Origin of the sequence: Streptomyces macrolidinus (genome assembly GCF_023887685.1) — a bacterium.
GTDB lineage: Bacteria > Actinomycetota > Actinomycetes > Streptomycetales > Streptomycetaceae > Streptomyces > Streptomyces macrolidinus.
The window spans coordinates 404018-421736 of the sequence record NZ_JAMWMR010000001.1 but is presented as its reverse complement, the minus strand read 5'-3'; the positions used below and the strand labels follow the sequence as shown (position 1 = coordinate 421736).

Annotated in this window: 21 protein-coding genes and 1 pseudogene; 7 read left to right on the top strand and 15 right to left on the bottom strand. The window is 69.2% G+C overall.

Annotation, left to right across the window (positions count from 1 at the left end):
* Positions 1-4: 4 nt before the first annotated feature.
* Positions 5-220 (top strand): DUF397 domain-containing protein, encoded by a 216-nt coding sequence (locus NGF19_RS01995; protein WP_252421671.1) that lies wholly within the window; start codon positions 5-7, stop codon positions 218-220.
* 125 nt (positions 221-345) lie between these two features.
* Here the strand turns inward: NGF19_RS01995 and tgmC are convergent, their stop codons facing one another.
* The 6 genes from tgmC to NGF19_RS01965 form a co-directional block, all read right to left on the bottom strand.
* A complete protein-coding gene (gene tgmC / locus NGF19_RS01990; RefSeq protein ID WP_252421749.1) occupies positions 346-1536 on the bottom strand; it encodes an ATP-grasp peptide maturase system methyltransferase in 1191 nt (396 codons plus the stop codon).
* Positions 1536-2504: an ATP-grasp ribosomal peptide maturase gene (gene tgmB, locus NGF19_RS01985; protein WP_252421670.1), complete on the bottom strand. Its 969-nt coding sequence runs from the start codon at positions 2502-2504 to the stop codon at positions 1536-1538. The genes tgmC and tgmB overlap by 1 nt, the downstream gene beginning before the upstream one ends.
* Complete coding sequence (tgmA, locus tag NGF19_RS01980; RefSeq protein WP_252421669.1) at positions 2504-2764, bottom strand: putative ATP-grasp-modified RiPP; 261 nt, start codon at positions 2762-2764, stop codon at positions 2504-2506. Before tgmA ends, tgmB begins: the two co-directional genes overlap by 1 nt.
* A 180-nt stretch (positions 2765-2944) precedes the next feature.
* On the bottom strand, positions 2945-3796 hold the full coding sequence (locus tag NGF19_RS01975) for a helix-turn-helix domain-containing protein (protein WP_252421668.1): 852 nt from the start codon (positions 3794-3796) through the stop codon (positions 2945-2947).
* 12 nt (positions 3797-3808) lie between these two features.
* Positions 3809-4333, bottom strand: coding sequence for a DUF6879 family protein (locus NGF19_RS01970; RefSeq protein ID WP_252421667.1), 525 nt, complete (start codon positions 4331-4333; stop codon positions 3809-3811).
* A complete protein-coding gene (locus tag NGF19_RS01965) occupies positions 4302-4547 on the bottom strand; it encodes a hypothetical protein (protein WP_252421666.1) in 246 nt (81 codons plus the stop codon). Before NGF19_RS01965 ends, NGF19_RS01970 begins: the two co-directional genes overlap by 32 nt.
* 326 nt (positions 4548-4873) lie before the next feature.
* Between NGF19_RS01965 and NGF19_RS01960 the strand changes: the two genes are divergently transcribed.
* Together NGF19_RS01960 and NGF19_RS01955 are read left to right on the top strand one after the other, a co-directional pair.
* Positions 4874-5932 (top strand): chitinase, encoded by a 1059-nt coding sequence (locus NGF19_RS01960; RefSeq protein ID WP_252421665.1) that lies wholly within the window; start codon positions 4874-4876, stop codon positions 5930-5932.
* A gap of 81 nt (positions 5933-6013) precedes the next feature.
* Complete coding sequence (locus tag NGF19_RS01955; RefSeq protein WP_252421664.1) at positions 6014-6469, top strand: VOC family protein; 456 nt, start codon at positions 6014-6016, stop codon at positions 6467-6469.
* Positions 6470-6554: 85 nt separating this feature from the next.
* Here NGF19_RS01955 and NGF19_RS01950 read toward each other — a convergent pair whose 3' ends face one another.
* Entirely contained in the window at positions 6555-7937 is a 1383-nt protein-coding gene (locus tag NGF19_RS01950; RefSeq protein WP_252421747.1) for a glycine--tRNA ligase, read from the bottom strand.
* 198 nt (positions 7938-8135) lie between these two features.
* Here NGF19_RS01950 and NGF19_RS01945 point away from each other — a divergent pair, with 198 nt between their 5' ends.
* From NGF19_RS01945 to NGF19_RS01930, 4 genes are read left to right on the top strand one after another with little or no spacing between them, the layout of a single operon-like run.
* Positions 8136-9092, top strand: a complete 957-nt coding sequence (locus NGF19_RS01945; RefSeq protein WP_252421662.1) for a metal ABC transporter substrate-binding protein — start codon at positions 8136-8138, stop codon at positions 9090-9092.
* Between the two features lie 17 nt (positions 9093-9109).
* Positions 9110-9877, top strand: a complete 768-nt coding sequence (locus NGF19_RS01940) for a metal ABC transporter ATP-binding protein (RefSeq protein WP_252421660.1) — start codon at positions 9110-9112, stop codon at positions 9875-9877.
* On the top strand, positions 9877-10779 hold the full coding sequence (locus tag NGF19_RS01935; protein WP_252421658.1) for a metal ABC transporter permease: 903 nt from the start codon (positions 9877-9879) through the stop codon (positions 10777-10779). The genes NGF19_RS01940 and NGF19_RS01935 overlap by 1 nt, the downstream gene beginning before the upstream one ends.
* 59 nt (positions 10780-10838) lie before the next feature.
* Positions 10839-11261, top strand: a complete 423-nt coding sequence (locus NGF19_RS01930) for a Fur family transcriptional regulator (protein WP_252421656.1) — start codon at positions 10839-10841, stop codon at positions 11259-11261.
* Between the two features lie 40 nt (positions 11262-11301).
* On the opposite strand, the gene NGF19_RS01925 is transcribed toward NGF19_RS01930, so the two are convergent.
* The 8 genes and pseudogenes from NGF19_RS01925 to NGF19_RS01890 form a co-directional block, all read right to left on the bottom strand.
* Complete coding sequence (locus tag NGF19_RS01925; protein WP_252421654.1) at positions 11302-11838, bottom strand: hypothetical protein; 537 nt, start codon at positions 11836-11838, stop codon at positions 11302-11304.
* A 71-nt stretch (positions 11839-11909) separates the two neighbouring features.
* Complete coding sequence (locus NGF19_RS01920) at positions 11910-12755, bottom strand: isoprenyl transferase (RefSeq protein ID WP_252421652.1); 846 nt, start codon at positions 12753-12755, stop codon at positions 11910-11912.
* 24 nt (positions 12756-12779) lie between these two features.
* Positions 12780-13526, bottom strand: a complete 747-nt coding sequence (gene recO / locus NGF19_RS01915; RefSeq protein ID WP_252421651.1) for a DNA repair protein RecO — start codon at positions 13524-13526, stop codon at positions 12780-12782.
* Positions 13527-13560: 34 nt separating this feature from the next.
* Positions 13561-13725, bottom strand: a pseudogene (locus tag NGF19_RS01910) (response regulator transcription factor); the annotation flags it as partial.
* A gap of 47 nt (positions 13726-13772) precedes the next feature.
* On the bottom strand, positions 13773-14804 hold the full coding sequence (locus tag NGF19_RS01905) for a DUF6879 family protein (RefSeq protein ID WP_252421650.1): 1032 nt from the start codon (positions 14802-14804) through the stop codon (positions 13773-13775).
* 47 nt (positions 14805-14851) lie between these two features.
* Positions 14852-15820, bottom strand: coding sequence for an SCO2521 family protein (locus NGF19_RS01900; protein WP_252421649.1), 969 nt, complete (start codon positions 15818-15820; stop codon positions 14852-14854).
* A gap of 1 nt (position 15821) precedes the next feature.
* Positions 15822-16805, bottom strand: a complete 984-nt coding sequence (locus NGF19_RS01895; RefSeq protein ID WP_252421648.1) for an SCO2522 family protein — start codon at positions 16803-16805, stop codon at positions 15822-15824.
* On the bottom strand, positions 16802-17719 hold the full coding sequence (locus tag NGF19_RS01890) for an SCO2523 family variant P-loop protein (RefSeq protein ID WP_252421746.1): 918 nt from the start codon (positions 17717-17719) through the stop codon (positions 16802-16804). Before NGF19_RS01890 ends, NGF19_RS01895 begins: the two co-directional genes overlap by 4 nt.

Sequence of the window (17719 nt, the reverse complement as noted above, 5' to 3'; positions counted from 1 at the left end):
CCCCGTGGCGACCGACTCCCTCCCCCTTATCTGGTTCAAGTCCTCCTACAGCGGCAACGGCGGTTCATGCATCGAGGTCGCCACCAACCTCGTCGCCTCGTGCGACACGGTCCCCGTCCGTGACTCCAAGAACCCGAACGGACCGGTGCTGAACTTCCCCACCGCCGCGTTCTCATCATTCGTGACGAGCCTCAAGCGCGGACAGCTCGGCTCCGACTGACCGCCCTACCGGTACCCCGGCAACGACGAAGTCCGGCCATCTCCAGTGCTGCTCCGCGAACTTCCGTGGAGCAGCACTGGAGTCCAAGGCCCGCGGGGGCAAGGGGCTCGGCCGTCCGGAAGCTGTCAGGCGTTCAGCGGCGGGTGTGGGTGCTCCCAGCGGAGGGCTGGCTGGTCCCCGATCCAGTACGTGTGCGTTCTGGAAGTGACCTCCATACGAACGGAGGTGATGTCAGGTTCCCCAGCGCTCTGCCACGCCGTGAGCGCGCTTTCGATGGCGTCCCAGATGGCGACCGGTCCCCCTTGCCGAACGGTCCACTCGTCTCCGTCAGCGGTGAGCGCCGCGAAGGCTTCCCGACCGGTGTCGAACAGGTAGACCGTCTCTCGGCTGCCGCTGACCGCTCGTACGAGCTGGGCGCCCGGTGCGGCGAGCTGGGCCAGGAACGCGGGCATCCAGTGGTTCAGCGCATCGGGGGGAAGGCTGGTCGCACGCTCGGTGTCCGCGTAGGCGGCACGGGCGGACAGGTCTCCGGAGAGCTGGACGGCCGCCTCCGCTCGGGCGGGCATGAACGAGGTTCGGCCGATGATCCGGCCCACTGCGGTTCCGTCGTCCTTGACGGTGAGCTTGGCCAGGCCCGTGCCGTAGGTCCAGGCGCTGGGGCCCACTGTGGCGAGGATGATCCCGCCCGGCTGGGTCTGCCGGACCCACGCGTACGGGATGCGCCGTAGAGCGCAGGTGGCGATGGTCCGGTCATACGGTGCGCGGCGCGGGTGTCCGAGGAGGCCGTCCCCTGTGACGGTCCAGGTCGAGTACCCCGCGTCCTCCAGCGCGGCATCCGCCCGCTCCGACACGGCGGGGTCGACTTCCACACTGGTCACGTTGTCCTCTCCCAGACGGTGGCACATCAGGCCCGTGGAGTAGCCGGTACCGGTGCCGATCTCCAGGACGTTCATGCCGTCCTCCACGTCCAGGGATTCGAGCATCCCCATGACGGTGGATGGCATCGTGGAGGAGGAGGTGGGGAAGCCGGTCACCGGCCCGTCGGCGGTGTCGGCGGTGAGGTGGCCGTCGAGCTGAGTCACCCAGGTTTCGTCCTGGTAGGTGAGGGTCAGCCGCTCGTCCTCGTCGGTGTCCTGGGTGACGGGGATGTACTGCGTGATGCCGCCGGGACCGGGCGCACTCCTGAAGAACGACGGGAGGAACAGCTCCCGGGGTACGGCTTCGACGGCCTTTCGCCATACCGGGGTTCTCAGTACGCCGCCCTGTTCGAGCTGATCGGCCAGAGCGCGGCGGAGGCTTGTGGAGTCGGGTCGGATCACGGTGTGGACGCTCCTTGCTCCAGGAGATCGGCGAAAGCGGCGGCGATCGGCAGCCCGGTTTCGTCTTCGAGCCAACCCCACTGGCCGTTCGGGTTCAGCTCCAGCCAGTGCAGGTCACCGTCACGGGTGATGCACAGGTCGAAGCTGCCGGAGGCGAGGCCGAAGTGTTCCAAGTGGGCGGTCAAGGCCTTCTCCACGTTGGCGGGCAGGGCCACGGGCGCGTAGGTCAGGGCGCTGTAATCCGCGCGCCAGTCCAGCAGGTCGGAGTCGATACGGATCGCGAACGCCTTGGGCCCGACGATGACCACCCGCAGGTCCGCCACCTTGTCCACGCGTGCCTGGAACAGGTGCGGGACCTCGGCCACGCTCTCGTCCACCTCGTCGGCGGTGACGGGCTCGGTCCAGGTGGTGAGCCCTACGCCGTCGCCGCGCCGGTAGGGGGTCCAGCGCAGTGTCTTGTAGATCGCCCGGCCGTGTTCGGTGATGAATGCGCGGATGTCGGCCAGATCGTTGGAGATCAGGGTGGGCGGGACGGTGAGGCCGAGGCGTTCGGCCACGGCCAGTTGCATGGGCTTGTGTTCCGCCGCGTAGTTGCTGAACGGGTGGTTCACATAGCGGCAGTTCGCCAGGGCGTAGAGAGTGCCGCCCAGACCATGACGGACTTGGGCGGCGGCGAAGCGGGCGTCCTGATCGTCCAGGTGCTCGAAGCAGGGCCAGGTCGGGCGGCGCCAGTAGAGGGACCGCACCCCCTCCAGGGCGGTGGTTCTGGAGGGGGTGCGCAGATGGCCGGCGGGGGTTGCCGCCCGGCTGGCGCCGAACCGGGCTGACAGTGAGAGACGGTCACCGATGTCGGAGGGATCGAACCGCACGACCGGGACACCGCGCTTGTTCAGTTCGGTGATCACCATGTCGGCGGTCACGTCGTCCACCTCGGTGACGACCGCGACCGGTCCAGCATGGTTCATCAGTCCTGCTCGCTGTCCTGGTCGTGGTCCGTGTCATTGCGGCTGTCCTGGTTCGTGGACTGGGGCTGTGTCTCGGTGCCCTTGCTCGTGCCGTGCTTGCCCATCTCCACGACGCCGCCCCGCACGTCACGGAAGACGGTGGTCTGCGTGACAGGGTCGACTTCGGCGGTCGCGTAGCCCGGCTGGTAGGTGCTGGGGTACGGGCGCATCCGGCTGATGCCCCAGGGGATGCGCGCCTGAGTCGTGCTGGTGGTCTGCATGGTGTGCCCTCTCTCGTGGACTTCTGGTGAGCGCATGACCGTGCGGGTCGTCAGTGCCCCACCGGGTGCCGACGCGAGCAGGCGTTGCAGTCGGACCCTTCGCGTCGTCCGGATGACGACCACGTTAGGGATGCCGTAGCCCCGACATCGAGCCGGTTCTACGTTGTTGCACGCGAATTCTCAGCCCAGGGCCCCAAGAGCATCCGACACCAGCGATCGGGCGTCCGCGCCGTAGACGGCCAACTCATGCAAGTCCGTCCATGCCTTGACGTACATCCCGACTTCACCCGGCGCGGTAAGCGTGACCTGAGCCGTCAGCAATTCCACATGCACACGCCGATCATCAAAGATGTCGAACGTCTCAAGGGTCCACATGCCCCGCTCCTGTGCAGCGAACGGGATGACCCCCATGGAGACAGCGGGAAGTGACATGACCGACAGCAGGTGCCCCAATTGCCCTGCCATGGCTTCAGCGTCGCCCACCTGGTACCGCAAGACTGCTTCCTCGATGAGCAATGCGAAGCGGTGCGTCCCCTCGTGCAGCACTCGGGCGCGCGCCATGCGGGCATCTACGGCTTCCACTGTGTCGTCGGGGGTGCCGTGGAACCGGCTGACAGACGACAGCAGCGCGGCGGCGTAGGCGGGCGTCTGGAAGAGTCCAGGCACGACGTGCGAGGCGTAGCCCCGGTGCAGTCTGGTGCGCTCGTACAGCGGGATGCGTGCCTCTTGCAAACGACGCAGGCCGGTGCGCTGCAGCCGCCTCCATTCCAGGTACATGGAGTCGGCCGTGCGGGAGGCTGCCACTATGTCGACCGCCTGATCATCCGCTCCGCAGGCGGCACACCATGCGCGGATATCGGCGTCGGACGGAGGTGTACGGGCGCTCTCGATGCGAGAGGTCTTGGACTTGTGCCAGCCGCAGCGAGCGGCTAGCTCATGCCCTTTCAAGCCGGCGTCCAGGCGCACTTCGCGGAGCCGTGCCGCAACAGCCTTGCGGGCGCTCTCGACACTCGATGACTGGTACTGGGGCATGAGCCAGCGCGGTCAGACCGTGAACCTCTCGTGCGGGGTCGCTCGCTGCCAGACGGCCTCGAACGCCTCACTGAACTTCTTGATCACTGACGGGTCTTGGCACATCTCGTTGCGGACCAGTGCGCCGTCTCCGGTGAAGTGCCCGAACCTGATCAATCGACCATCGAAGATCCACAGATCAGCTCCCGGCACAAGCAGCGTCGCGGCATCCGAGCGTGGCAGCCATCGCACCTGTTCGCCTGCCTCTTGGTTGAGGTGCGCCGCCTCGTACTCGAACCGGATGTACTCGGTGACCGGTACGGATACCACCCTGACCCGACGCATCTCCACGCCACGGGCAACCGTCTCTCGTACGAGGTCGGTCCATGCCCGGAAGTCCTCGACGAAGGCCGGTGTGATCCCGCCCTCTCGCTTCCATTCGGCAAAGCGACCGCCGTCGTCGTATCCCTCGTAGGTGTCCCGAAGTTCGAGATGCACAGCGGAGCGGTGACAGTTCCCGATCAGCTCACTGAACGGCGGAACGCTGCTCGGCTTCATCGCACGCCTTCCTGATCAACGGCACCATGCGCGCCGGAATGCGGATCACTGCCTCGGAGTCGGGAATGTGTCCGACCGTCAGGCATTCCGCTTCCGTGTCTTCGTCAGCCTTCCATCCCTGCATCACCAGTTCGGCCGACATCTCGTCCACCCACACGGTCGGACAGTTGTCGCCGTTGGTGTTCGGGTCCTTGCCGAAGAACAGTAGAGCCATGACCTTGCCCCCTGCCTACTTGGTTGCGCCTTGTTGCACGAGCGTCACCCTGCCGAGTGGGCAGCGTCAAGACCACCTGTCTGTCGGGCACTTGCCCCGAACGTGGGTAACGAGCACGGAGGCTCTGGTCGACCATGACCCCGCCGTTGGTGAGCCCGGTCACCGCCCGGTCTTCTTCGTCCGAAGCGGACCACGTACTGCGCTCGCACTGAGCGTCCGGTTCCCCCAGCCTCGGCGATCTGGTCCAGACCTCTTGACGAAAGGTCTGGACCAGAGCACCGTCATGCCTACGACACCTCACCGCACCCCCACACGGGAGGCCTCGCATGATCCGCCACTGGCCGCGCCTGCTCGCCGCCGCCCTCACCGCGGCCGTCCTCGCGCCGCTCTCCGTCGCCACCGCCCCCGCCGCCTCCGCCTCCGCGGCCGAGACCTGCGCCGTGAAGTCCCGTCCGTCCGGCAAGGTTCTCCAGGGCTACTGGGAGAACTGGGACGGGGCCGCCAACGGGGTCCACCCGCCGTTCGGCTGGACCCCGATCACCGACTCCCGGATCGCCGCGCACGGCTACAACGTGCTCAACGCCGCGTTCCCGGTCATCCTCTCCGACGGCACCGCGCTGTGGGAGGACGGCATGGACAGCGGGGTGAAGGTGGCCACCCCGGCGGAGATGTGCGCCGCGAAGGCCGCAGGACAGACGATCCTGCTCTCCATCGGCGGCGCGACCGCGGGCATCGACCTCAACTCCACCGCCGTCGCCGACCGGTTCGTCTCGACGATCGTCCCGATCCTGAAGGAATACAACTTCGACGGCATCGACATCGACATCGAGACCGGCCTGACGGGGAGTGGGAACATCGGCCAACCGTCCACGTCCCAGGCGAACCTGATCCGCATCATCGACGGGGTGCTGGCGCAGATGCCCGCAGGCTTCGGGCTCACCATGGCCCCGGAGACGGCGTACGTGACCGGGGGCAGTGTCACCTACGGGTCGATCTGGGGCGCGTATCTGCCGGTCATCAAGAAGTACGCGGACAACGGCCGGCTGTGGTGGCTGAACATGCAGTACTACAACGGCAGCATGTACGGCTGCTCCGGCGACTCGTACGCGGCGGGCACCGTGGCGGGCTTCGTCGCGCAGACGGACTGTCTGAACAGCGGCCTGACCATCCAGGGGACCACGGTCAAGGTCCCCTACGACAAGCAGGTGCCGGGCCTTCCCGCCCAACAGGGCGCGGGCGGCGGGTACATGGCGCCGTCCCTCGTCTCCGAGGCCTGGCAGCACTACGGCACCGGCCTCAAGGGCCTCATGACGTGGTCCGTCAACTGGGACGGCTCGAAGAACTGGACGTTCGGCGACAACGTCCGCTCGCTGCAAGGGCGTTGACCACCCGCGCCCTCGCTCTCGCGACGATCGGTCGAGCGATTCCCGGGACAGGGGCGAGCGGGAGTGCGTAGAAAGGGCCGTATGACAGCACTGGAGTGGAAGTTGGTCGTCGACACCCGCAACGCCCCTGTCCTCGCGGACTTCTGGGCGGCGGCGCTGGCGTACGAGGTGGAGGACAACAGCGCGTTGATCGACGGGCTGCTGGCGGCGGGCCGGCTTCCCGAGGCGGCGGTCGCCGAGCACAACGGCACCCGTGTCTTCCGGGGCTTCGCGGCGATACGGCACCCCGACGACCCGTACGACGCGGCGACAGGCATCGGCCGGGGTCGTCGCATCCTCTTCCAGGACGTGCCCGAGGCCAAGGGCGGGAAGAACCGCCTGCATCTCGACGTCCACGCCGGTCCGGACGCCCGCGATGCCACGGTGGCCCGGCTGGAGTCCCTGGGCGCGACCCGCGTCGAAGAGGTGGACAGGGGCCCGGCGGGTCACTGGTGGGTCATGCGCGACCCGGAGGGCAACGAGTTCTGCGTGGCGTAGGCGGACGAGCCTCCACGCGCAGCAGAACGCCGGGCCGGGCTGGAAGTGATCCAGCCCGGCCCGGCGTTCGCGGTCAGGTACCCGCTCAGCAGCCCAGGAGGCGGCTGGCCAGGTAGCCCTCGATCTGGTCGAGGGAGACACGCTCCTGCTTCATCGAGTCGCGCTCACGCACGGTCACGGCGTTGTCGTCCAGGGTGTCGAAGTCGACCGTCACGCAGTACGGCGTACCGATCTCGTCCTGGCGGCGGTAGCGGCGGCCGATGGCGCCCGCGTCGTCGAACTCGATGTTCCAGTGCGTGCGCAGCGTCTGGGCCAGGCCCTTGGCCTTCGGCGACAGCTCGGGGTTGCGGGACAGCGGCAGCACCGCGACCTTCACCGGCGCCAGGCGGTGGTCCAGGCGCAGCACCGTGCGCTTCTCCATCTTGCCCTTGGCGTTCGGGGCCTCGTCCTCGACGTAGGCGTCGAGCAGGAACGCCAGCATCGCGCGGCCGACACCGGCCGCGGGCTCGATGACGTACGGCGTCCAGCGCTCGCCGGCCTCCTGGTCGAAGTAGGAGAGGTCCTGGCCGGAGCCCTGCGCGTGCGCGGAGAGGTCGTAGTCCGTGCGGTTGGCGACGCCCTCCAGCTCACCCCACTCCGAGCCGCCGAACTGGAAGCGGTACTCGATGTCGGCGGTGCGCTTGGAGTAGTGGGAGAGCTTCTCCTTCGGGTGCTCGTACCAGCGCATGTTCTCCTCGCGCAGGCCGAGGCCGGTGTACCAGTTCCAGCGCTCCTGCATCCAGTACTCCTGCCACTTCTCGTCCTCGCCCGGCTTGACGAAGAACTCCATCTCCATCTGCTCGAACTCGCGGGTGCGGAAGATGAAGTTGCCGGGCGTGATCTCGTTGCGGAAGGACTTGCCCATCTGCGCGATGCCGAACGGCGGCTTGCGGCGCGAAGTCTGCTGGACCTGGGCGAAGTTGGTGAAGATGCCCTGGGCGGTCTCGGGGCGCAGGTAGGCGATCGAGCCGCTGTCCTGCGTCGGGCCGAGGTGGGTGGCGAGCAGGCCCGAGAACTGCTTGGGCTCGGTGAACTGGCCCTTGTTGCCGCAGTTGGGGCAGTTGATGTCGGCGAGGCCGTTCTCCGGGAGGCGGTTGTGCTTGGCCTCGTAGGCCTCCTCCAGGTGGTCGGCGCGGAAACGCTTGTGACAGGAGGTGCACTCGGTGAGCGGGTCGGTGAAGGTGGCGACGTGACCGGAGGCCTGCCAGACCTCGGTCGCCAGGATCACCGACGAGTCGATACCGACGACGTCCTCGCGCGACGTCACCATGTAGCGCCACCACTGGCGCTTGAGGTTCTCCTTGAGCTCGACACCCAGCGGTCCGTAGTCCCAGGCGGCGCGCTGACCGCCGTAGATCTCGCTGCACGGGAATACGAAGCCACGGCGCTTGCTCAGGCTGACGATGGTGTCGATCTTGTCGGCGGCCACGGTGCTCTCTTCATTACGACGACGGGCGACGAAGCGACTGCTGAAGAGCATTGCTTCAGAGCGAATGCTTCAGGTTACCGGCGGGGACTCCCCTTCAATCAAATCGGTGGGGCGCCGGGGGCGGACAGCGGGTCCTCGCGGGGTCGGCGACGGGAAGCTTGTTGACAACGGTTTCCATGTTTGTTGAAAATGAGTGTCATGAACGTACGTCGACGCCTCATACCCGGCACCGCTCTCGCGGTGGCCACCGCGCTGGGCCTCGGGGCCCTCACCGCCTGTTCCTCCGACACGGGCGCGCACCGCAGCGGCAAGTTCGACGTCGTCGCGTCCTTCTACCCGATGGCGTTCCTCGCCGAGCAGATCGGCGGTCGGTACGTCCACGTCACCAGTCTCGCCCAGCCCGGCCAGGAGCCGCACGAGCTGGAGATCAGCGCCAGGCAGGCCGTAGGACTCGAGGAGTCCGACGCCGTGCTCTACCTCAAGGGGCTCCAGCCCTCCGTCGACGACACGGTGGCCCAGTCCGGAGTCAAGACGAAGATCGACGCCGCCTCGCTGACCACGCTGGAGGACCACGGCACGGAGGTGGGCGGCCATGCGGCGGCCCATGACCACGAGCACGAGCACTCCCAGGCCGAGGACCTCCACATCTGGCTCGACCCGGTGCGCTACGCCGAGGTCGCCCGGGGCGTCGGCAAGGCCTTCGAGAAGGCCGACCCGAAGCACGCGGACGCGTACCGCAAGAACACCGACGCACTCGTCAAGAAGCTCGACGCCCTCGACACCCGGTTCGAGCAGGGACTGAAGAACACCAAGAGCAAGGTCTTCATCACCACGCACGCCTCCTTCGGCTACCTCGCCGAGCGCTACGGCCTCACCCAGGAGGCCATCAGCGGTCTGGACCCGGAGTCCGAGCCCAGCACCTCCCGCATCAGGGACCTGGAGACGATGGCGAAGGCCGACGGCGTCTCCACGATCTTCTACGAGACGCTCGTCAGCAACAAGGCCGCGAAGACCCTCGCCCGCGACACGCATCTGCGCACGGACGTCCTCGACCCGATCGAGGGCATCGTCAAGGGCCGGTCCCGCGGCAGCGACTACTTCGAGGTCATGGAGGCCAACCTCACGGCACTGCAGACCGCCCTGGGAGCCAAGTGATCGTCATGGAGGACACCATGGGAGAGTCCGTCATACGCCTGCGGGGCGTACGCGCCGACCTCGGCTCGCGCCCCGTCCTGCGCGGCATCGACCTCACGGTGCGCCGCGGGGAGGTCGTCGCGCTGCTCGGCGCGAACGGCTCGGGCAAGTCGACCGCGATCCGCAGCATCATCGGCCAGGTGCCGCTGAGCGGCGGCGAGATCGAGCTGTTCGGCACGCCGCGGCGCCGCTTCCGCGACTGGCGGCGCGTGGGGTACGTACCGCAGCGCACGACCGCGGCGGGCGGGGTGCCCGCCACGGTGACCGAGGTCGTCTCCACCGGCCGCCTCTCGCGCGCCCGGTTCGGCGTGCTGCGCAAGGCCGACCACGACGCCGTACGCGCGGCCCTGGAGCAGGTCGGGATGGCCGACCGGGCCAAGGACTCGGTGGACGCCCTGTCCGGCGGCCAGCACCAACGCGTACTGATCGCCCGCGCGCTCGCCTCCGAACCCGAGCTGCTGATCATGGACGAGCCGATGGCGGGCGTCGACCTGGCGAGCCAGGAGGTCCTCGCGGCGACCCTGCGGGGCCAGGTGGCGGCCGGGGTGACCGTCCTGCTGGTGCTGCACGAGCTGGGCCCGCTGGAGCCGCTGATCGACCGCGCGGTCGTCCTGCGCGACGGCTGCGTCCTGCACGACGGCCCGCCTCCGAAGGCCGTGGGCCAGCACGCCCTGCCCGGCCACGACCATGTCCACCCGCATGACACCGCGGGCACCGATTCGATCCGGACGGGACTGCTGAGCTGATGGACTTCCTGAACTACGCCCTGATGCAGCGGGCCCTGCTCGCCGCCGTGCTGGTCGGCATCACCGCCCCCGCCATCGGCGTCTACCTCGTGCAGCGCCGCCAGGCCCTGATGGGCGACGGCATCGGCCATGTGGCGATGACCGGCGTCGGCCTCGGCTTCCTGCTGAACACCTCCCCGGTGTGGATGGCGACGGCCGTCTCCGTCCTCGGTGCCGTACTGATGGAGCTGATCCGCTGGTACGGCAGGGCGCGCGGCGACATCGCCCTCGCGATGCTCTTCTACGGCGGTATGGCCGGCGGCGTGATGTTCACCAACCTCGCGCCGGGCGGCTCGAACGCGAACCTGATGTCGTACCTGTTCGGCTCGCTGTCCACGGTGTCGCCGTCGGACGTCGTCGCGATCTGTCTGCTGGCGGCCTTCGTGGTCCTCGTCACCGTCGGTCTGCGTCGCCAGCTCTTCGCCGTCAGCCAGGACGAGGAGTTCGCGCGGGTGACGGGGCTGCCGGTGCGGGCGCTGAACCTGCTGACGGCGGTCACCGCGGCGGTGACCGTGACGGTCGCGATGCGGGTGGTCGGTCTGCTGCTGGTGTCCGCCCTGATGGTGGTCCCGGTGGCGGCGGCGCAGCAGCTCAGCCGCAGCTTCGCGGCCACCTTCGCGATCTCGGTCGCCCTCGGCGTGACCGTCACCCTCAGCGGCACGATCACGTCGTACTACCAGGACGTGCCGCCCGGCGCGACGATCGTGCTGATGACGATCGCCGCGTTCATCGCCCTGACCGCGCTCGCCGCACCGCTGGCCCGCCGCCGCGCCCGAGCAGCCGCCGCGGCGCAGGGCGACGGGGACCCGGCGGAGTGCACGATTCCGGCCACGCGGAGTGCGGGCGACGGGGTCGAAGTCTGACCATGTGCCGTGCCGGGCTGGCACAATGGCCCGGCAGGCGCATATGCAAGGAGGCAACGGTGACGACCGCCGGCCCGCCCGTACGGGGACGATCCACCCGCCAGCGTGCCGCCGTAGCGGCGGCGCTCGACGAGGTCGACGAATTCCGCAGCGCGCAGGAACTCCACGACATGCTCAAGCACAAGGGCGACTCGGTCGGACTCACCACGGTCTACCGCACGTTGCAGTCCCTCGCCGACGCGGGCGAGGTCGACGTCCTGCGCACCTCCGACGGTGAGTCGGTCTACCGCCGCTGCTCGACCGGCGAACACCACCACCACCTGGTCTGCCGCATGTGCGGCAAGGCGGTCGAGGTCGAGGGCCCGGCCGTCGAGAAGTGGGCCGAGGCGATCGCCACGGAGCACGGCTACGTCAACGTGGCGCACACGGTGGAGATCTTCGGCACGTGCGCGGAGTGCGCGCGGACCGCGGCCGAGGACTGAGCAGGCCGAGCGACTGAGCAGGATCAGACGCGGGGCAGGATCAGACGCGGGGCAGGCGGCGGTCCAGAAGGGCACGCAGCCTGTCCACGTCCTCCTGGCTCCGCGCACCCCTCTTGACCAGGACGAGCGCGCAGACGCCGGCCCGGTCGGGGCTGCGGAGCAGGAAGCAGTGCTCGGTCTCGGCGTAACTGCCGTAGTTCGCCCACCCCATACGCGTATCGATGTGCGCGCTCACCACCCGCACACCCTCGTTCGCGATGGTCACCCGCATCGGGCCGTGGTGCTGGTTCGCCCGCAGCGTCTGGCGGCCCGACATATGGGGCACGCGGGACATCAGCACCGGCCAGACGAGGAACATCACCCCGAAGGCGAACCACGCGCCGTCGTCGACGCATATGCCGAGCACCAGCAGTGCCGCCCCGAACAGCCCGGCGCACACCAGGAAGACGGGGTGGTAGAGGAAGCCGGACCCACCCCGTTTGCGCAGCACCGCCCGGAGCGCGTCCGTCATCTCCTGCTGCTGGTACTCGTACTCCAGCACGACTTCCTCGCGCTGCCCCACAGGCTGCTCGATCACGGCCCCTCCACGGTTCTTCCGCTGTGACGAGCCGTGATCGTAGGGCAGCGCTGACGGCGCGGACCAGCGGGTTACTCCCGCTCGCCCCTCAACTCGCTCTCCATGGCGAGCAGTTGCTCGTTCGGGACGGCTCCGCCGAAGCGGCGGTCACGGGAGGCGAACTCCAGGCACGCGCGCCACAGGTCACGCCGGTCGAAGTCGGGCCACAGCACGTCCTGGAACACCAGCTCGGCGTACGCGCTCTGCCAGATCAGGTAGTTGGAGGTGCGCTGCTCGCCGCTCGGCCGCAGGAACATGTCCACGTCCGGCATGTCCGGGTAGTACATGTACTTCGCGAAGGTCTTCTCCGTGACCTTCGACGGGTCGAGCCTGCCCGCCTTCACGTCCTCCGCCATGGCCTGCGCCGCGTCCGCGATCTCGGCACGGCCGCCGTAGTTCATGCAGAAGTAGAGCGTGAGCTTGTCGTTGTCCTTGGTCTGCTCCTGGGCGACCTGGAGTTCCTTGGCGACCGACTTCCACAGCTTGGGCATCCGGCCCACCCAGCGCACCCGGATACCGAGCGCGTCGAGCTGGTCGCGGGACTTGCGGATGAAGTCGCGGTTGAAGTTCATCAGGAAGCGCACCTCGTCCGGGGAGCGCCGCCAGTTCTCGGTGGAGAAGGCGTACAGCGAGATGTTCCCGACGCCCATCTCGATCGCGCCCTGCAACACGTCCACGACACGCTCGGCGCCGACCTTGTGCCCCTCGGTGCGCGGCAGCCCGCGCTCCTTGGCCCACCGGCCGTTCCCGTCCATGACGATCGCCACGTGCTTCGGGATCAGCTCGCCGGGGAGCTTCGGCGGACGGGCCCCGGACGGGTGCGGCTCCGGCGTGCTGTACTCGCGGCGCTGCCGCCCCAGGATCCCGCGTACGGCCATGTGCTCTCGTCTCCTCTTCCGTGCCTACTTCTCTACGTACCGTAGCGAGCGCAGCCCGCGTTCCAGATGCCAGTGCAGATAGGCGGACACCAGCCCGCTGCCCTCCCGCACGTACCGCGGCTCGCACGCGTCCGCGGTCGCCCAGTCGCCCGTCAGCAGCGCGCCGAGCAGTTCGAGGGCCTGGGGGGAGGGTACGACGCTGCCGGGCACCCGGCAGTCGCCGCACACGGAGCCGCCGGACCCGACGGAGAAGAACCGGTTGGGGCCCGGCATGCCGCACTTCGCGCAGTCGCCGAAGCTGGGCGCGTAGCCGTTGACGGCGAGGGAGCGCAGCAGGAAGGCGTCGAGGACGAGATGCGGCGCGTGCTCACCGCGGGCGAGCGTCCGCAGCCCGCCGACGAGCAGCAGATACTGCTGGACCGCCGGTTCCCCCTCGTGGTCGGTGAACCGCTCGGCGGTCTCCAGCATGGCGGTCCCGGCGGTGTAGCGGGCGTAGTCGGTCACGATGCCGCCGCCGTAGGGGGCTATGGTCTCGCTCTGCGTGCACAGCGGCAGCCCGCGCCCCACCAGCTCACTGCCGCGCGCGAAGAACTGCACGTCGACATGGGAGAAGGGCTCCAGCCGGGCCCCGAACTTCGACTTGGTCCGCCGCACCCCGCGCGCCACGGCCCGCACCCGCCCGTGCCCACGCGTGAGCAGCGTGATGATCCGGTCCGCCTCACCCAGCTTCTGGGTGCGCAGCACGATGCCGTCGTCGCGGAACAGACTCATGGACCCATTCTCGCCTACGCCGGCCGGGCCCCCGTCATGAGCGCTGTCCGACCGACACCAGCCCCGCCTCGTACGCGATGATCACCAGGTGGACGCGGTCTCTCGCGTTCAGCTTGGTGAGGAGGCGGGTCAGGTATGTCTTCGCCGTGGCCACGCTGATGTACAGCTCGGCGGCGATCTCTGTGTTCGACAGGCCGTCGTCGTGGACCGCCGCAACGTGTGAGGTGCGCGTAGCGACGGGCCCGGTCAGCCGGACGCGGTGGCGGGTTCCGGCTCGGCGTCGGGGTCGGCGGGGTCGCTGGCCGCCCAGAGGACGTTGAAGCGGTTGATCCGCTCCTCCACGTGGTCCCGCTTCATCTTCAGCGTGGTCTTGGCGGGTACGACCCGGACGTCCGGCTCGGTCTCGTAGCACAGCTCGCCGTCGAAGATGATGAAGTCGTTCAACGGGGTGACCTGGGCGCTCGGTTCCAGCAGCTCGCGGACCGCGATCCGCGCGTCGATGCCGAAACTGCGCTGGATCCGGCAGATCGCCTCCAGGCTCTCCGTGACGTCCTCCGGCCGCTCCACGAGGAACAGCCGCCGCACGTCCACCTGGCGCTTCTTGATCGCGTCCCCCTGCGCGGCGAGATAGCGCTTGGCGGGCTCGCTGGACCAGAAGTCCCGGTCGACATCGGTGCTGGTGGCGTAGAGCGTCCGCTTCGCGCACGTGGTGAGGTCTATCAGCCACTCGTGGTTCTCGCCCGGACAGTCCGCCGTACCGTTGCTGAGGCTCTCCATCAGGGAGGCGAGACGCGCGATCTCCTCCTGGGCGAAGGTCTTCACGATCTCCGAGCCGTGCTCGCCGACCTGGGTGTACTTACGGGCCAGCCGGGTCACCCCGTCGGAGCGGAGCACCGAGCGGTCCACCTGGCTGAACAGCTCCGTCGCGTCGTTGATCTTGGCGAAGCGGTCGTCGACCACCGCGAGCATGTCCCGGTGGTGGATGCCGAGGCGGTCCCTCATCTCCCGGATGCGCTTCTTCTGGCCGTCCTCCATGGCCTCCAGCCGCTCCTCGAACTCCACGAGGTACTGGATGATCAGTGCCGCGCCGCCCAGGACGACGGACACCGTGAGCTGCCAGATCTGGTTCTTGTCCTGGTCCAGGACGTTGGTCAGCACATACATGCCGCCCGCGACCACGATCGTGATCACGATTCTCTTGAGCAGCTTGGCCGCGCGGGGCTCGTCGTGGTGCATCGGCGCGGCCCGTACTTCCCCTGATGAGGATGCTCCGGTCATGTCGTCGTCCTCCCCCGTCGGGTGTTCGTGGGTGCGGTCGCCGCCGGTCAGCGCGTCGTGAGCGCCTCGTGCAGCAACGGAATGGCCTGTACGGCCAGTTGATCGCGGATGCGCTGGACCAGGGTCCGCCACTGGCGGGTGAACCCCGGCTCCCGTTCCAGCACCTCCCACAGGTGGCCCAGGTCCTGGTCCACATGCGCGCGTGGCATCCACAGATGCAGCAGATGGTCGACGGCCGGGCGCAGCGCCAGCACGGCCGCGGGGCCGTCGGCCGCGCCGAGCCTGCTGGTGTCCAGCATGTGCACGACGGTCGTCAACAGCCAGTCGTGCAGGGCGAGATCCTCGCACAGGCCCGCAGCCGCGGCGGCCGGGACGTGCTCCGGGAGCCGCAGCGATACCGTACGCAGTCCGTCCTCGGCCAGGGTGAAGCGCTCCAGGGACGGCCCCTCGCCCTCGGGGGCGCGCCGTGCGGCCCACCGCAGGTGTGTGCGGCGGGACTTGAAGGGCGCCTTGTGGTCGAGCAGGGGATGGCGCAGCAGTTGGGCGAGCAGGCCCTCGGCGATCATCCCGAGGTCCAGTTCGCCGCGCCCGCTCCCGCGCAACACACCCTCGGCGGTGGCCTGTTCGGGGAGCTTCCCGAAGGGTTCCACCAGGCCGGGCCGGACGAGGTAGTGGCCCCAGGGCCGACGCAGGTCGGGGCCGTCGGCCGGGGCGCTGAAGTAGGCCGTGGCCTGCAGGACGCGGCCCTCGGTGAGCGCGGCGCGGGCGGCCACCGTGCCGACGGCGCGCACCTTGGCGCCGTTGGAGGTGGGCAGCCGGCAGTCCACTCCGGTGAGGACGTCGGGCGAGAGCGCGTAGAGGTTGGGGCGTTCGGAGACCCGGACGCGTTCGTCCGCGCGCAGCCGCAGCAGTTGGGCCGCCGCCCGGCCGTCCAGCGCCTGGAAGGAGGGCAGCAGGCCGGTGCGCACCTCGCCGCAGGCCAGGACCGCGGGTGCCACCGGTGGGAGGGCTCCCATCTCAGCTCGCCTCGCGGGAGGAGTCCCGGGCGGGCTCCTCGTAGAACACGTACGTGGCGCGCTGCGCGACCGCGGCCGGGACCGCGACCCCTTCGCGGGCGGACCGCTCGGCGACCTGGCGCAGGGCGCCCGCGTCGACGTCCACCTGGTCGAGAATGAGCCGGACGGCGTCCTCGACGGCCAGGAAGCGGTTGGCCATCAGCGTGCACGTGCGGTACGCGTTGAAGGGCGCCGCGGTGGCGTTCAGCCGGAGCAGGGGCGGCAGTTGGTCCCAGTCGTGGGGGAAGTCGCCGCCGGTCCAGGGGCGCGGGGCCAGCACGGGTTCGCCGAGGTGGCGCAGCAGGCCGAGGCGGGCCAACTGCCAGACGGCGGCGAGGAACGGGCAGGACCACAGGCGCTGTTCGTCCTTGTCCGACCACAGTTCGACGTCCATGAACACCGAGTGGTTGCGGGCCGCGGTCTCCTGGGGCGGCTGCCAGCCCTTGACCTCGCCCAGGGCGGGGCGCAGGGCGGGGGTGCGCTGCCCGTTGGGGAGCCAGCCGGTCCGGCTGACGGGTGGGCGGGAGCCGTAGCTGCCCGGCGGCGGCGACTCCACGAGGCGGTGCATCACGGCCTCGGCCAGCTCGATCTTGTCGGCGACGGCGCAGCCCGACTCGCGGGCCAGGTAGTCGATGACGAGACCGGCCCGCTCGGCTTCGTCGAGGACGATCGGGATGAGTTCGGCGGGGGTGGAGAAGCGGGTGAAGTAGTCGTCGATGAGGAAGCAGGTGCTGATCCGGGGCCGCTTGCCGCCGATACGGCGGGCGGCGGAGGCGCGGGCGGCGTCCACCCAGATGCGCACCTCGGCGAAGTGCTCGCGCAGCCGCTCGGGGCCGGCCTCGAAGTCCTCCATGTAGAGGTGGCCCAGCTCCAGGGAGAGATGGGACAGCGGCACGGCCTGGGTGCGCGGCTCTGCGGTGGTCTCGCGGAACACGGCGTCCGTCACGGCTGCTCCCAGAACTTGTCGTCGGTGAGCCGCCCGGCCAGGTCGCTCAGCGCCTCCCAGGTCTCCCGGCCCGCGATCTGACTGTCGAGCACGTCCTCGTCGGTGATGAGCTGCTCGCGCCACTGGAGGACGGGCTCCAGTGGCACGGATCCGAGGACGAGGCTGTAGCCGATGCCCTGGGTGGAGGCGAGTTGCTTGAGGTCGCGGTCGCACTCGCGCATCCAGGCCGACTGGGTGGGCGACACCTGTGACCACAGCGCGGACTCGGGGTCGGGTACGGCGGCCCGGACGAAGCGGATGACGCCGCGCAGGGCCTCCTCGTCATGGCCGCGGGCCACGCCGCCCGCGACGATGCCGCGCTTGCCGAAGACCAGGCTCGCCGCGGCCGACACATGCTGGCGGGTCCAGCGGTGGAAGACGAGCCAGCGGGCCTCGACGCCGCTCAACTCCCGCTGGGAGGTGGCCTCCAGGACCATGTCGACGGCATAGCTGCGACCGGCACTGAGGTCGACGATGATCAGGTCGAACTCGCTGTTGAGCCGGAGCAGGAGGTCCACGCAGCGGCGGAGGTTGTCCTCGGTGGTGGCGAACTCGCCGCCGCTGACGTCGCCGGGCATCAGCACCAGGCGGCCCGAGCCCGGCGGCCGGGTACGCAGCACCCGGTGCTCGGTCTCCGACCAGACGTCGATCCGGGCCGGTTCGGCGACCTCGCCGATCAAATACGCGTGCAGGCCCCGCTCCTCGGCGGCCTGGCGCGCGTCGGGCACGTCGAAGACGGCCGCCGCGGTGGGCGAGCCGAAGTCGAAGTCCAGGTAGCAGACGTCGTCACCGGCCAGCGCCCGGTGGTAGGCGAGGTTGGCGCTGGTCACGGACCGGCCCGTGCCTCCCTTGTCGGAGGCCGCGAAGACGAGCAC

What these genes read in the sequence shown, in the direction of transcription:
- NGF19_RS01905 (WP_252421650.1), bottom strand. Translation starts at nt 14,804, where the DNA reads ATGACCGGAGCATCCTCATCAGGGGAAGTACGGGCCGCGCCGATGCAC.
- NGF19_RS01935 (WP_252421658.1), top strand. Translation starts at nt 9,877, where the DNA reads ATGGACTTCCTGAACTACGCCCTGATGCAGCGGGCCCTGCTCGCCGCC.
- NGF19_RS01965 (WP_252421666.1), bottom strand. Translation starts at nt 4,547, where the DNA reads ATGGCTCTACTGTTCTTCGGCAAGGACCCGAACACCAACGGCGACAAC.
- recO (WP_252421651.1), bottom strand. Translation starts at nt 13,526, where the DNA reads ATGAGTCTGTTCCGCGACGACGGCATCGTGCTGCGCACCCAGAAGCTG.
- tgmB (WP_252421670.1), bottom strand. Translation starts at nt 2,504, where the DNA reads ATGAACCATGCTGGACCGGTCGCGGTCGTCACCGAGGTGGACGACGTG.
- NGF19_RS01940 (WP_252421660.1), top strand. Translation starts at nt 9,110, where the DNA reads ATGGGAGAGTCCGTCATACGCCTGCGGGGCGTACGCGCCGACCTCGGC.
- NGF19_RS01970 (WP_252421667.1), bottom strand. Translation starts at nt 4,333, where the DNA reads ATGAAGCCGAGCAGCGTTCCGCCGTTCAGTGAGCTGATCGGGAACTGT.
- NGF19_RS01945 (WP_252421662.1), top strand. Translation starts at nt 8,136, where the DNA reads ATGAACGTACGTCGACGCCTCATACCCGGCACCGCTCTCGCGGTGGCC.
- NGF19_RS01955 (WP_252421664.1), top strand. Translation starts at nt 6,014, where the DNA reads ATGACAGCACTGGAGTGGAAGTTGGTCGTCGACACCCGCAACGCCCCT.
- NGF19_RS01920 (WP_252421652.1), bottom strand. Translation starts at nt 12,755, where the DNA reads ATGGCCGTACGCGGGATCCTGGGGCGGCAGCGCCGCGAGTACAGCACG.
- tgmA (WP_252421669.1), bottom strand. Translation starts at nt 2,764, where the DNA reads ATGCAGACCACCAGCACGACTCAGGCGCGCATCCCCTGGGGCATCAGC.
- NGF19_RS01900 (WP_252421649.1), bottom strand. Translation starts at nt 15,820, where the DNA reads ATGGGAGCCCTCCCACCGGTGGCACCCGCGGTCCTGGCCTGCGGCGAG.
- NGF19_RS01975 (WP_252421668.1), bottom strand. Translation starts at nt 3,796, where the DNA reads ATGCCCCAGTACCAGTCATCGAGTGTCGAGAGCGCCCGCAAGGCTGTT.
- NGF19_RS01960 (WP_252421665.1), top strand. Translation starts at nt 4,874, where the DNA reads ATGATCCGCCACTGGCCGCGCCTGCTCGCCGCCGCCCTCACCGCGGCC.